The organism is uncultured Aquincola sp. (assembly GCF_964001545.1).
Taxonomy (GTDB): Bacteria; Pseudomonadota; Gammaproteobacteria; order Burkholderiales; family Burkholderiaceae_C; genus Aquincola.
Genome location: NZ_CAXFDV010000429.1, coordinates 1 through 12251 on the forward strand (window position 1 = coordinate 1; position 12251 = coordinate 12251).

12 protein-coding genes are annotated in these 12251 nt (G+C 70.6%); 7 read left to right on the top strand and 5 right to left on the bottom strand.

Annotated features, from left to right (window positions below):
* The 3 genes from ABNT58_RS14515 to ABNT58_RS14525 all read left to right on the top strand — a co-directional run.
* A partial coding sequence (locus tag ABNT58_RS14515) for a tripartite tricarboxylate transporter substrate-binding protein (protein WP_348754172.1) occupies positions 1-777 on the top strand: 777 nt, incomplete at its 5' end.
* A complete protein-coding gene (locus ABNT58_RS14520; protein WP_348754173.1) occupies positions 777-1778 on the top strand; it encodes a tripartite tricarboxylate transporter substrate binding protein in 1002 nt (333 codons plus the stop codon). The genes ABNT58_RS14515 and ABNT58_RS14520, both read left to right, overlap by 1 nt.
* A gap of 35 nt (positions 1779-1813) precedes the next feature.
* On the top strand, positions 1814-2965 hold the full coding sequence (locus ABNT58_RS14525; protein WP_348754174.1) for a CaiB/BaiF CoA-transferase family protein: 1152 nt from the start codon (positions 1814-1816) through the stop codon (positions 2963-2965).
* Positions 2966-2983: 18 nt separating this feature from the next.
* Here the strand turns inward: ABNT58_RS14525 and ABNT58_RS14530 are convergent, their stop codons facing one another.
* Positions 2984-3724 carry a GntR family transcriptional regulator gene (locus tag ABNT58_RS14530; protein WP_348754175.1) on the bottom strand — a complete coding sequence of 247 codons (741 nt, stop codon included), beginning with the start codon at positions 3722-3724 and terminating at the stop codon, positions 2984-2986.
* Positions 3725-3794: 70 nt separating this feature from the next.
* Here ABNT58_RS14530 and araD point away from each other — a divergent pair, with 70 nt between their 5' ends.
* The 3 genes from araD to ABNT58_RS14545 are packed head-to-tail and all read left to right on the top strand — an operon-like array spanning position 3795 to position 7303.
* Positions 3795-5555, top strand: coding sequence for an L-arabinonate dehydratase (araD, locus tag ABNT58_RS14535; protein WP_348754176.1), 1761 nt, complete (start codon positions 3795-3797; stop codon positions 5553-5555).
* Positions 5556-5583: 28 nt separating this feature from the next.
* Positions 5584-6294 (top strand): ribonuclease activity regulator RraA, encoded by a 711-nt coding sequence (locus tag ABNT58_RS14540; RefSeq protein WP_348754183.1) that lies wholly within the window; start codon positions 5584-5586, stop codon positions 6292-6294.
* Between the two features lie 34 nt (positions 6295-6328).
* The gene (locus ABNT58_RS14545; RefSeq protein WP_348754177.1) at positions 6329-7303 is read left to right on the top strand and encodes a tripartite tricarboxylate transporter substrate binding protein; all 975 of its coding nucleotides are present in this window, start codon (positions 6329-6331) and stop codon (positions 7301-7303) included.
* Here the strand turns inward: ABNT58_RS14545 and ABNT58_RS14550 are convergent.
* Complete coding sequence (locus ABNT58_RS14550) at positions 7300-8508, bottom strand: arabinose transporter (protein WP_348754178.1); 1209 nt, start codon at positions 8506-8508, stop codon at positions 7300-7302. The genes ABNT58_RS14545 and ABNT58_RS14550 overlap by 4 nt on opposite strands.
* 53 nt (positions 8509-8561) lie before the next feature.
* Here ABNT58_RS14550 and ABNT58_RS14555 point away from each other — a divergent pair, with 53 nt between their 5' ends.
* Complete coding sequence (locus ABNT58_RS14555; protein ID WP_348754179.1) at positions 8562-9215, top strand: TetR/AcrR family transcriptional regulator; 654 nt, start codon at positions 8562-8564, stop codon at positions 9213-9215.
* Here ABNT58_RS14555 and ABNT58_RS14560 read toward each other — a convergent pair.
* Genes ABNT58_RS14560 through ABNT58_RS14570 form a run of 3 tightly spaced genes read right to left on the bottom strand, consistent with a single transcriptional unit; the run spans position 9194 to position 12147 of the window.
* Positions 9194-10141, bottom strand: coding sequence for a 2-hydroxyacid dehydrogenase (locus tag ABNT58_RS14560; RefSeq protein ID WP_348754180.1), 948 nt, complete (start codon positions 10139-10141; stop codon positions 9194-9196). The genes ABNT58_RS14555 and ABNT58_RS14560 overlap by 22 nt on opposite strands.
* A gap of 5 nt (positions 10142-10146) precedes the next feature.
* The gene (locus ABNT58_RS14565) at positions 10147-11121 is read right to left on the bottom strand and encodes a tripartite tricarboxylate transporter substrate binding protein (RefSeq protein WP_348754181.1); all 975 of its coding nucleotides are present in this window, start codon (positions 11119-11121) and stop codon (positions 10147-10149) included.
* Positions 11122-11151: 30 nt separating this feature from the next.
* Entirely contained in the window at positions 11152-12147 is a 996-nt protein-coding gene (locus ABNT58_RS14570; RefSeq protein WP_348754182.1) for a tripartite tricarboxylate transporter substrate binding protein, read from the bottom strand.
* Positions 12148-12251: the final 104 nt, after the last annotated feature.

Genomic DNA, 12251 nt, shown 5'->3' on the forward strand with positions numbered 1-12251 from the left:
ATCGTGGACAACAAGCCGGGCTCGGCCGGCAACCTGGCCAGCGACGCGGTGGCCAAGTCGCCGGCCGATGGCTACACGGTGCTATACAACGTCTCCACCGCCTTCACCATCAACCCCTTCATCTACGGCAAGCTGCCGTTCGATGCGGCCAAGGACCTGGTGCCGGTGGCGCCCACGATGCGCCAGGGCCTGGTGCTGATCGCCAGCCCCAGGCTGGAAGCCGCCACGCTGAAGGACGTGCTGGCGCAGGCCCGCAGCAAGCCCGACCAGCTCTCGCATGCCTCCTACGGCGCGGGCAGCCCTTCGCACCTGATCATGGAATGGCTGAAGGACGAGAACAAGGTGGCGATGCTGCATGTGCCCTACCGGGCGACGCCGATCAACGAGCTGATCGGCGGCCAGGTGGACATGGTGCTGGAGCCGATGGCCACCGCCTATCCGCTGATCAGCAGCGGCAAGGTCAAGGCGCTGGCCTATTCCGATGCGCAGCGCCACCCGGCCATGCCCAACGTGCCCACCTTCGCCGAGACCACATCCGGCCTGTCGATGATGTCGTGGCACGGCATCTGGGCCCCGGCCGCCACGCCGGCGCCGGTGATGGACAAGCTGTTTGCCACGCTGCATGCCGCCAGCCTCGACGCCGACGTGCAGCGCCGCATCAAGGAACTGAACTGCGAGCCGCTGTCGCTCACGCGTGCGGAGATGGCGCAGTGGGTGCAGCGCGATGCGGGCATCTACAGCCGCATCGTCAAGGCCAAGAACATCCGGGTGGACTGATGGCTGCGCCCCTGATGCTGCCCCGCGTGGGCGCGAACCGCCGGCGGGCCCTCGCCGTGTGCCTGTGCGCCGGCCTGCTGGCTGCCGCCCCAGGCGTGGCCACCGCGCAGGAGGCCGGGCCGGCCATCAAGCTGGTGGTGCCGTTCGCGGCCGGCACCACCACCGACAGCGTGGCCCGCGTCGTGGGTGGCGCGCTGGCCGGCACGCTGCGCCAGCAGGTGCTGGTGGACAACCGGCCCGGCGCCGGCGGCACCACCGCCACCGAACAGGTGGCCCGCGCCCAGCCCGACGGCCAGACGCTGGTGATGGGCACCGTGGGCACGCATGCCATCAATGCCACGCTGTTCCGCCAGCTGCGCTACGACCCTCGCACGCAGTTCGCGCCGGTGGCCTTTGCCGGCTACACGCCGCTGCTGCTGGTGGTGCCGGCCACTTCGCCCGCCAAGGTGCCGCGCGACCTGGCGGCGTTGGCGCGGCGGGGCGAAGGCGCCACCTTCGCATCGGCCGGCAACGGCACGTCCGGCCATCTGGCCGGCGAGCTGATGAGCCAGCTGGGCGGCCGCATGATCCACGTGCCCTACAAGGACGGATCGCAGGCGCTGACCGACCTGATGGCCGGCAACGTCGACTTCATGTTCTACCACCCCACCGCGGTGCTGCAGCACATCCGCAGCGGCAAGCTGCGGGCGCTGGGCATCACCAGCGCGGCGCGCAGCCCGCAGGCGCCCGAGGTGCCCACGCTGGCCGAGCAGGGCCTGCCCGGCGTCGACCTGGTGGCCTGGTTCATGGTGTATGCGCCTGCCGCCACGCCGCCCGCCACGCTGGAGCGGCTGCGCACCGCCGCCGATGCGGCCCTGGCCCAGCCCGAAGTGCGCAGCCGCCTGTCGTCGCAAGGCGTGGAGCTGCGCCCGCTGCAGGGCGAAGCGCTGGCAGCGTTCACCGCCAGCGAGATCGGCAAGTGGGCCGAGCTGGTCAAACGCTCGGGCGCGCAGGTGGACTGACGCCCTTTTCCATTCCCCTCAGGAGCAAGCCATCCATGTCCAAGGTTCTCGAAGGCGTCACCGTGCTGGAGCAAGGCACCTTCATCACCGGCCCGGCCGCCGGCATGCTGCTGGCCGACCTGGGCGCGCGCGTGATCAAGATCGAGCAGCCCGGCACCGGCGATCCGTTCCGGGCCTTTCGCGGCGGGCTCTACAGCCCGCACTTCCAGACCTACAACCGCAACAAGCAGAGCATCACGCTCAACCCCAAGCTGCCGGAGGACGCCGCCGCCTTCGACGAGCTGGTGCGCGAAGCGGACGTGTACATCCAGAACTTCCGCCCCGGCGCGGCCGAACGGCTGGGCGCCGGCTGGCAACGCCTGCACGGCCTCAACCCGAAGCTGGTGTACTGCGCCATCAGCGGTTTCGGGCAGGACGGCCCGGCCGCCGGCCGGCCCGCCTACGACACCGTGGCCCAGGCCGCCAGCGCCTACCTCAACCTGCTGGTGAACCCCGCCAATCCCCGCGTGGTGGGCCCGGCGCTGGCCGATGCGCTGACCGGCTTTTATGCCGCCTACGGCGTGATGGGCGCGCTGATCGAGCGCGGCCGCACCGGGGTCGGCCGTCGGGTGGAGGTGTCGATGCTGGAAGCGATGTGCCACTTCAACCTCGACGCCTTCACGCACTTCTTCGCAGAAGGTGAAGTGATGGGGCCCTACAGCCGGCCCAGCGTGTCGCAGTCGTACGTGCTGCGCTGCGCCGACGGCAAATGGATCGCGCTGCACATGTCGTCGCCCGAGAAGTTCTGGCAGGGCCTGGCCGAGGCCATCGAACGGCCGGACATCTTCCAGGACCCGCGCTTTGCCAGCCGCGAAGGCCGCATCGCGCACCAGGAAGACCTGATCACGGTGCTGGGCGAGCGATTCCGCACCCGCAGCCGCAGCGACTGGTGCGATCGCCTGCAGGCGCGCGACGTGCCGCATGCGCCGATGTACGACACCAGCGAAGCGCTGGACGATCCGCAGGCCCGCCACCTGCAGCTGGCCATCGAGGCGCCGCACCCCCTGTCAGGCACCTGGCGCACCGTGCGCTCACCGGTGAGCTTCGACGGCCAGCGTGCGCTTCAGGTCAGCGCCCCGCCGGTGCTGGGCCAGCATGACGAAGAAGTGCTGGGGCCGATACGGCGGCGCTTGCGCGGGCAAGGCTGAGCCGGCGGCCCGGCCGCTTCAACCGACCACCCAGGCCCGGTGCTCGGCGCGCACCGCGTCCACGAAGGCCAGCGTGCCCGCCAGGTGTGCCCGCAGGGCCGCCTGCGCGGCCACCGGGTCCTGCGCCTCGATGGCGTCGGTGATGGCCTGGTGGTCGCGCACCACGGCCTGGGCCTTGCCCTTGGCCGGCAGGTTCAGCCGCCGCAGCCGGTCGACATGGCCGCTGCGCTGGCGCACCAGCCACCACAGCGGTGACATGCCGGCGGCTTCGTACAGCGCCAGGTGGAAGTCGCGGTCGGCGGCGGTGAAGTCGTCGTAGGCCTGCGGCGCCAGCGCCTGCTTCTGGCGCGTGATGTGCTGGCGCAGGCGCTGCACCAGCGGCGCCGGGTCGCGGCCGTCGCCCGCCAGCTGGCCGACGATCTCCAGCTCCAGCGCGCGGCGCAGGAAATGTGCCTGCAGGGCCGAGGCGATGTCGATGCGGCTGACCACCGTGGCGTGCTGCGGAAAGATGTCCACCAGCCCTTCTTCGCCCAGCTTCATCAGAGCGTCGCGCACCGGCGTCTGGCTGACGCCGAACCGATCGGCCAGCTCCGCCCGCGGCAGCACGGTGCCGGGCACCAGGGCCAGCGAGGTGATGCGCTCGCGCAGCGCCTCGAAGATCTGCGGCGCGGCCTGCCGGGTACGGTCCAGGCGCAGCGGCTCGATCGCGTCGATGGTGGGCGGCGGCAGTTCGGCGAGCGACTCGGGGGCAGCGGGCATGCGCGGATTCTAGAAGCGGCTACGGGAAATCCACATCACTGCACTAATACATTAGTGCGTTAATGCGGGCATGATGAATGACACCCCCGACCGCCCGCGCAAGCAGCCGGCCGAGCTGCGCAGCGCGCAGTGGTTCGCGCCCGACGACCTGCGCTCCTTCGGCCACCGCTCGCGCATCATGCAGATGGGCTATGCGCCCGAGGACTGGGTGGGCAAACCGCTGATCGCCATCGTCAACACCTGGTCCGACGTCAACCCCTGCCATTCGCACTTCAAGCAGCGGGTGGAAGACGTCAAGCGCGGCATCCTGCAGGCCGGCGGCTTTCCGATCGAGCTGCCGGCCATCTCGCTGTCCGAGGCCTTCGTCAAGCCGACGACGATGCTCTACCGCAACCTGCTGGCCATCGAGACCGAAGAGCTGCTGCGCAGCCACCCGGTGGACGGCGCGGTGCTGATGGGCGGCTGCGACAAGACCACGCCCGGCCTGGTGATGGGCGCCATCAGCGCCGGCCTGCCCTGCATCTACCTGCCCGCCGGCCCCATGCTGCGCGGCAACTGGAACGGCCAGGTGCTGGGCTCGGGCTCCGACGCCTGGAAGCTGTGGGACGAGCGCCGCGCGGGCCATCTCAGCAAGCAGCAGTGGCTGGAAGTGGAAGGCGGCATCGCCCGCAGCCACGGCACCTGCATGACCATGGGCACCGCCGCCACCATGATGGGCATCGCCGAGGCCATCGGCCTGACGCTGCCGGGCGCTTCGTCCATTCCCGCGGCCGATGCCCACCACATCCGCATGGCGGCCGAGTGCGGCCGCCGCATCGTCGGCATGGTGTGGGAAGACCTGACACCGCAGCGGCTGTTCAGCCGCGCCTCGTTCGACAACGGCATCGCGGTGGCCATGGCCATGGGCTGCAGCACCAACGCCATCATCCACCTGGTGGCCATGTCGCGCCGGGCTGGCGCGCACTGCGAGGTGGGGCTGGACGACTTCGATGCCGCCAGCCGGCGGGTGCCGGTGCTGGCCAACATCCGGCCCAGCGGCGAGAAGTACCTGATGGAAGACTTCCACTATGCCGGCGGCATGCGGGCGCTGATGAGCCGCATGCACGCCCACCTGCAGCTGGACGCGATGACCGTGACCGGGCGCACGCTGGGCGAGAACATCGAAGGCGCGGCCGTGTTCAACGACGACGTGATCCGTCCGCTGGACAACCCGCTGTATGCCGAAGGCGCGCTGGCGGTGCTGCGCGGCAACATCGCGCCGGGCGGCGCCGTGATCAAGCCCAGCGCCTGCGCCCCGCGTTACCTGCGCCACACCGGCCCGGCCCTGGTGTTCGACGACTACCCGAGGCTGAAGGCCGCGGCCGAGGACGAAGACCTGGACGTCACGGCCGACCACATCCTGGTGCTGCGCAATGCGGGGCCCAAGGGCGGGCCCGGCATGCCCGAGTGGGGCATGCTGCCCATTCCCACCAAGTTGGTGAAGCAGGGCGTGCGCGACATGCTGCGGCTCAGCGATGCCCGCATGAGCGGCACCAGCTACGGCGCCTGCATCCTGCACTGTGCGCCCGAGGCCTACATCGGCGGCCCGTTGGCGCTGGTCAAGACCGGCGACCTGATCACCGTGGACGTGCCCGCCCGCCGCATCCACCTGGAAGTGAGCGACGAAGAACTGGCCCGCCGCCGCGCGGCCTGGCAGCCACCGCCCCCACGCTACGAGCGCGGCTACGGCTGGATGTTCAGCCGCCACATCCTGCAGGCCGACGAAGGCTGCGACCTGGACTACCTGGAGACCGGCTTCGGCGCGCCGGTGTCCGAGCCGGTCATCTATTGAACCCGAGCACCGAAGGAACACCATGCCCTTGAGCGAATCCACCCGCCAGCAGTTGATGGGCGTCAGCGCCGCCACGCTGTGCACCGCCCTCTTCAAGCGCGGCCTGCGCAACCAGTGCCTGCAGGACGTGCACCCGCTGCGCGCCGGCCTGCCCAACATGGTGGGCGAGGCCTACACCCTGCGCTACATCCCGGCGCGCGAAGACCTGAACCCGATCAGCGTGTTCAACGACCGCGCCCATCCGCAGCGCAAGGCGGTGGAAGAGTGCCCGCCCGGTGCGGTGCTGGTGATCGACAGCCGCAAGGACGCACGCGCCGCCTCGGCCGGCGGCATCCTGGTGTCGCGGCTGATGAAGCGCGGCGTGGCCGGCGTGGTGACGGACGGCGGCTTCCGCGATTCGCCCGACATCGCCAGGCTCGACTTTCCCGCCTACCACCAGCGGCCCTCCTCGCCCACCAACCTGACGCTGCACCAGGCCATCGAGATCAACGGCCCCATCGGCTGCGGCGACGTGGCGGTGTTCCCGGGCGACGTGGTGGTGGGCGATGCCGAGAGCGTGGTGGTCATCCCCGCCGGCATCGCCGACGAGATCGCCGCCGAGGCGGTGGAGATGACCGCCTTCGAGGACTTCGTGGCCGAGCAGGTGATGGCCGGCCGCTCCATCCTCGGGCTGTACCCGCCCACCGAGCCCGGCACCCGCGAGCAGTTCGCCACCTGGCGCAGCGCCCACGGCCGCTGACCTGTCTATACAAGCACAAGAACGGAGACAACCCATGAAGTACCTGCACGCCGTACTCGCCACGGCCGCCTTCGCCCTGCTGGCAACGCCCGCCGCCCGCGCACAGGAGTGGCCGGCCGCCAAGCCCATCACCTACGTGGTGCCCTTCACCCCCGGCGGCTCCACCGACATCGTGGGCCGCACCCTGGGCGCCAAGCTGCAGGAAGCGCTCAAGCAGACGGTGGTGGTCGAGAACAAGCCCGGCCAGGGCGGCGGCATCGGCGCCAGCTATGTGGCCAAGGCGGCGCCCGATGGCTACACGCTGTTCGGCGGCACCATCAGCACGCATGCCATCAATGCCAGCCTGTACAAGCACTTGAGCTACGACCCTGTGAAAGATTTCGAGCCGGTGGCGCTGGTGGCCTTTCTGCCCAATGTGCTGCTGGTCGACCCCAACATCGGCGTCAATTCGGTGGCCGAGCTCATCGCCTACCTGAAAAAGCACGAGGACAAGCGCACCTTCGCGTCGTCAGGCGCCGGCACCTCCACCCACCTGGCCGGCGAGATGTTTGCCGATCTCATCGGCCTGAAGCTCACCCACATCGCCTACAAGGGCACGCCGCCGGCGATGGTGGACGTGTCGTCGGGCCAGGTGACCTTCATGTTCGACCAGATGACCGCGGCGCTGCCGCTGCTGCAGGCCGGCAAGCTGAAGCTGCTGGCGGTTACCACCGGCCAGCGCATCGCGCTGTCGCCCAACACGCCCACCATGCAGGAAGCCGGCGTCAAGGGCTTCGAGATGTCGTCGTGGCAGGCCGTCTATGCGCCGCGCAACACGCCCAGGCCCATCGTGCAGCGGCTGAACGCCGAGATCCGCAAGGCCCTGAAGACGCCCGAGGTGTCGGACAAGCTGGCCGGCATGGGCATGGAAGTGGTGGGCGGCACGCCGGAAGAACTGGCCGCGCTGATGGCCCGCGAGATTCCGCGCTGGGGCGAGCTGGTGAAGAAGTCGGGCGCGTCGGCCAACTAGGCGCCGCGTGCAGGCGCGCCGGTCGACAGCAGCCGCAGCGCCACGACCAGCGACAGCGCCACCAGCACGGCGCCGGCCAGGTAGACCGCGGCCACGCCGTGCACGGCAGCGACGGAACCCGCCGCCGGCCCGACCACGCCGAGCGACAGATCGAGAAAAGCGACGTAGGCGCCCATGGCCGCGCCGCGCGCCTGCGGCGGCGCACGCCGCACCGCTTCCACGCCGAAGGCCGGAAACGCCAGCGAGTAGCCGAAGCCGGTGAGCGCTGCGCCCACCACGGCCTGCACCGCGCCGTCGGCGCTCCAGATCAGGCCCTGGCCCAGCACCTCCACCGCCACGCAGGCCAGCGCCACGCGCGCACCCCCCAGCCGGTCGGGCAGATGGCCGAAGCACAACCGGGCGGCCATGAAGGCCAGGCCGAAGGCGGTGAAGACCATCGAGGCTGCACCCCAGCCGCGCGCTGCGAACAGCAGCGCCGCGAAGGTGGTGATGACGCCAAAGCCCACGCTGCACAAGGCCAGGCCCATGCCGGGCAGCCACACGGCGCCCAGCACCCGATAGAACGGCGTTCGCTGCTGCGCCGCAGGCGGCGTGGACCGCAGCGCGAACACCACCGGCAGCGCCACCAGCGGCAGCAGCGCCGTCGCACCCGCGATGCAGCTGAAGCCCCAGGCGCCCGCCAAGGCCACGCCGGCCGGGGCGCCGGCGGCATACGCACCGTACATCGCGATCCCCACCCAGGCCATGACCTTGCCGGCGTGCTGCGGGCCGACCAGGGCGACGCCCCAGCTCAGCGCGCCGGTGGTCACCAGGCTTTCGGCAGCGCCCAGCAGCAGTCGGCCCGCCAGCAGCATGGCCACGGCGGCCTGCGGGCCGGCAACCGCCTGCGACAGCGCGTAAGCGACGCCGGAGCCGGCCGCCAGCAGCAGCCCGCCCACCACCGCCCGGCGGGCGCCCTTAGTGTCGGCGAACGCGCCAGCCCAGGCGCGGGTGAGCAATGCCGCCGCGAACTGGCTGCTCACCAACGCGCCGACGGCCAGCGGGCCCAGCCCCAGTTGCCGGCTCAGGTGCAAAGGCAGCACCGGCAAGGCCAGCCCGACGACGAGATAACCGATGAACACGGCCACGACCAAGGGCAGCAGCCGCAGGACGACCGGCACCTGGGCCGGTGCGCCACGCGCAGAAGAAGAATGCGAAGAGGACATGCACTGTTTCCTGATGCGAGCAAAAGCTCATGACAGGCGCCAGAATATGAGCCATGACTCGCATTGAAAACTCGCGTTCTGCCGGCGCGCGCCGCACGCTTCCGCAGCCCCGCAAGGCGCCGCGCCAGGCCCGCTCGCAGGCCATGGTGGAGGCCATCCTGGAGGCGACGGCTCGCGTTCTGGCCGAGCGCGGCTATGCCGGCACCAACACCAACCGGGTGGCCGAACGCGCGGGGGTGAGCGTGGGCTCGGTCTACCAGTACTTCCCGAACAAGGACTCGCTGATCACCGCCCTGCACGAGCGTCATGGGGCGCAGATGTACGCCGCCATCGCCGAGGTGCTGGCGGCCGAGCGACCCGACGGCCTGCGCGGCCATGTGCAGGCCATGGTGCGGGCGCTGCTGGCTGCGCACCGGGTGGCGCCCGAGCTGCACCGCGTGCTCGAGAAGGAGTTCCCCTTCTTCGATGCGCCACGCGAGCAAAGCGAAGCGGACGGCGGCATCTTCCGGCAGGTGCACGGGCTGCTGCAGCTGCACCGCAGCGAGGTCCGCGCCGACGACCTGGCCCTGGCCACCTGGATGCTGCTGCAGACCCTGGAGTCGCTGGTGCATGCGGCCGTGATCGAGCCGCCGCCCATGTTCAAGCCCGAGGCCGTGGAAGCGGCCATCGTGCAGGTGTTGATGGGCTACCTGACCGCGCCGGCTTGACCGGACCGGCGCAGGCCGAAATGGCGGGCCAGCGTGTGCACCACGTGGTCGGCCATGGCGCTGCGGGCCTCTTCGGTGGCCGAGCCGATGTGCGGCGTCAGCACCAGCCGGCGGTCCTGCAGCAGCGCGGTGGGCACTTCGGGCTCGTGCTCGAACACGTCGAGCGCCGCGCCTGCGATGCGGTCGGCCGCCAGCGCGGCGATCAGCGCCGCCTCGTCCACCACCGGGCCGCGGGCGATGTTGACCAGGTAGCCGCGCGGCCCCAGCGCGTCCAGCACCCGCGCATCCACCAGGTGATGGGTGGCGGGCGTCAGCGGGCAGGTCAGCACCAGCAGGTCGCAGTGGCGCGCCAGCTCGGTCACGTCGTCGTAATAGGGCCAGTCCACCGGCTTGCGCGACGGGCCGAAGTAAGCCACCTGCGCCCCGAACGCGGCCATGCGCCTGGCAATGGCCAGGCCGATGCTGCCCAGGCCGACGATGCCCACCCGCATGCTTGAGATCGACCGGCCCAGGGGGTACTGGCCCCGCTGCGGCCATTGGCCCGAGCGCACGTAGGCATCGGCATTCACCAGGTCGCGGGTCAGCGCCAGCGCCAGGCCCATGGCGGTGTTGGCCACATCGTCGGCCAGCACCTGCGAGGTGTTTTCCAGCGCGATGCCACGGGCCTTGACCGCGGCCAGGTCCACATTGTCCAGGCCGGCGCTGTAGCTGGCGATGACTTCCAGCGCCGGCAAGGCCGCCAGCAGCGGCGCATCGACCCGCGTCTTGCGCAAGGCCATGCCGCGGATGCGGCTGCCATGCCGGGCCAGGACAGCCGGGCGCTCGGCCTCGTCCTTCGGCAGCTCCACCAGGTCGAAGAGCGCACGCAGCTCGGCGCAGGTGGCCTCGGGCAGTTCGGCGGCCAGCAGCACGCAGGGTTTGCTCATCGGCCTCACTCCGGCTGGATGCCCGCGCGTTGCGCCACCTGCGCCCAGCGCTGCATCTCGCTTTGAATGAAGCTGCCGAACTGCGCCGCCGTGCCGCCCACGGGCTCGATGCCGGCCGAGGTCAGCTTCTCGCGCACGTCGGGGGCGGCCAGGGCCTTGTTGACCTCGGCATTCAGCTTGGCGACCACCTCCTTCGGCGTGCCGGCCGGCGCCAGCAGGCCACCCCAGGTGCTGGTGTCGTAGCCCTTGATGCCGGCTTCTTCCATCGTGGGCACTTCGGGCAGCACGCTGGAGCGCTTGCTGGTGGACACGGCCAGCGCCTGCAGCTTGTGACCCTTGATCTGCGGCGCCATCGCGGCCACGGTATCGAACATCAGCGCGGTGCGCCCGGCGATCAGGTCGGGATGGGCGGCGGTGCTGCCCTTGTAGGGCACATGCGCCACGTCCACGCCCACCATCGACTTGAACAGCTCGGCCGACATGTGCGGCGCGCCGCCGTTGCCGCTGGAGGCATAGCTGGCCTGGCCCGGATGGGCCTTGAGGTAAGTCACCAGCTCACCGACGTTCTTGACCGGCAGTTCCTTGTTCACCGCCAGCACCAGCGGCACCATGTGTGTCTGCACCACCGGCTCGAAAGACTTGAGGGTGTCGAACGGCAACTTGCGATACATGCTGGGGTTGATGGCGTGGCTGCTGGCCACCAGCGCCAGGGTGTAGCCATCGGGCGCCGCCTTGGCCACCAGGTCGCTGCCCAGCATGCCGGCGGCGCCACTGCGGTTTTCCACCATCACCGGCTGGCCCCAGGCCGCCGCCAGCTTGGCGCCGATGAGGCGGGCCGCGATGTCGATGGCACCGCCCGGCGTGGCCGGCACGACGATGGTGATGGGCTTGGTGGGCCAGGCGGTCTGGGCCGGGGCGGTGGCGCACAGGGCGAGCAAGCCCACGGCCGCCACGCTGCGCAGCGTGCTGCTGATCTTCATCGGGTACTCCTTGCGATGGAACGGGTGGGCTCAGTCGGCCGTGATCTTGCGGCTCTGGATGATGCGGGCGTAGCGCTGGCGGTCGGCGTCGATGAGCCTGGCAAAGGCGGCCGGCGTGCCGGTGGCCGGCGTGGCGCCCAGGTCCACGAACTTGCGGTGCACCTCGTCCTGCGCCATCACCGCGCGCACATCGGCGGCGATCTTCTCGGTCAGCTCTGGCGGCGTGCCGGCCGGCGCCAGCAGGCCGATCCAGGAGATGCTGTTGAAGCCCGGCACCACCGTTTCCGAGAGCGTGGGCACCTCGGGCAGCGCCGGCACGCGTTTGTCGCCGGTCACCGCCAATGCCCGCAGCTTGCCGGCCTTCAGGTGGCCGCTGGCCTCGAACACCGTCATGAACGACAGCTGCACATGGCCCGCGATCAGGTCGGACACCGCCGGCCCGCCGCCGCGATACGGCACATGCACGATGAAGGTACCGGTGCTGTCCTTGAACATCTCGGCCGCCAGGTGCGGGCCTCCGCCGGCGCCCGAGCTGCTGTAGCTCAACTCGCCTGGCCTGGACTTGGCATAGGCCACGAACTCCTTGGCGGTGCGCGCCGGCACCGCCGGGTTCACCATCATCGCCAAGGGCAGCTCGGCCACCAGCGAGATGGGCGCGAAGGCCTTGTCGGCGTCGTAAGGCAGCTTCTTGTACAGCGAAGGGTTGATGGCCTGGGTGCCCACGTTGCCCATCATCAGCGTGTAGCCGTCGGGCCTGGACTTGGCCACCAGGTCGGCCCCGATCTGCCCCGCGGCGCCGCCCTTGTTGTCGACCACCACGGTCTGGCCCCAGCGGCGCGACAGCTGCTCGGCCAGGATGCGGGCACCGGTGTCGGTGCCGCCGCCGGGCGGGAACGGCACCACCAGGGTAACGGCCCGCGCCGGCCAGGCCGCGGCGCCCTGCGCCAGCGCGGCCGGGGCGGCCGCCCAGCACGCTGCGGCGGCAGCGGCCAGCAGGGCCAGGGTGGCGAACGGACTGCGTTGCATGTTGTCTCCTGCGGCCGATCGGCCTGCTGTTCTTGTGGGGTCTGCGGCGCAGTGTAGAAAGCGCATCGATCGCGGTCTAAGGTTAAATTTGGATCGTTCAATAC

Bases quoted from the DNA above. Each gene is read 5' to 3' on its own strand.
- ABNT58_RS14520 (WP_348754173.1), top strand. From the start codon at position 777: ATGGCTGCGCCCCTGATGCTGCCCCGCGTGGGCGCGAACCGCCGGCGG.
- ABNT58_RS14525 (WP_348754174.1), top strand. From the start codon at position 1,814: ATGTCCAAGGTTCTCGAAGGCGTCACCGTGCTGGAGCAAGGCACCTTC.
- ABNT58_RS14530 (WP_348754175.1), bottom strand. From the start codon at position 3,724: ATGCCCGCTGCCCCCGAGTCGCTCGCCGAACTGCCGCCGCCCACCATC.
- araD (WP_348754176.1), top strand. From the start codon at position 3,795: ATGATGAATGACACCCCCGACCGCCCGCGCAAGCAGCCGGCCGAGCTG.
- ABNT58_RS14545 (WP_348754177.1), top strand. From the start codon at position 6,329: ATGAAGTACCTGCACGCCGTACTCGCCACGGCCGCCTTCGCCCTGCTG.
- ABNT58_RS14550 (WP_348754178.1), bottom strand. From the start codon at position 8,508: ATGTCCTCTTCGCATTCTTCTTCTGCGCGTGGCGCACCGGCCCAGGTG.
- ABNT58_RS14555 (WP_348754179.1), top strand. From the start codon at position 8,562: ATGACTCGCATTGAAAACTCGCGTTCTGCCGGCGCGCGCCGCACGCTT.
- ABNT58_RS14560 (WP_348754180.1), bottom strand. From the start codon at position 10,141: ATGAGCAAACCCTGCGTGCTGCTGGCCGCCGAACTGCCCGAGGCCACC.
- ABNT58_RS14565 (WP_348754181.1), bottom strand. From the start codon at position 11,121: ATGAAGATCAGCAGCACGCTGCGCAGCGTGGCGGCCGTGGGCTTGCTC.
- ABNT58_RS14570 (WP_348754182.1), bottom strand. From the start codon at position 12,147: ATGCAACGCAGTCCGTTCGCCACCCTGGCCCTGCTGGCCGCTGCCGCC.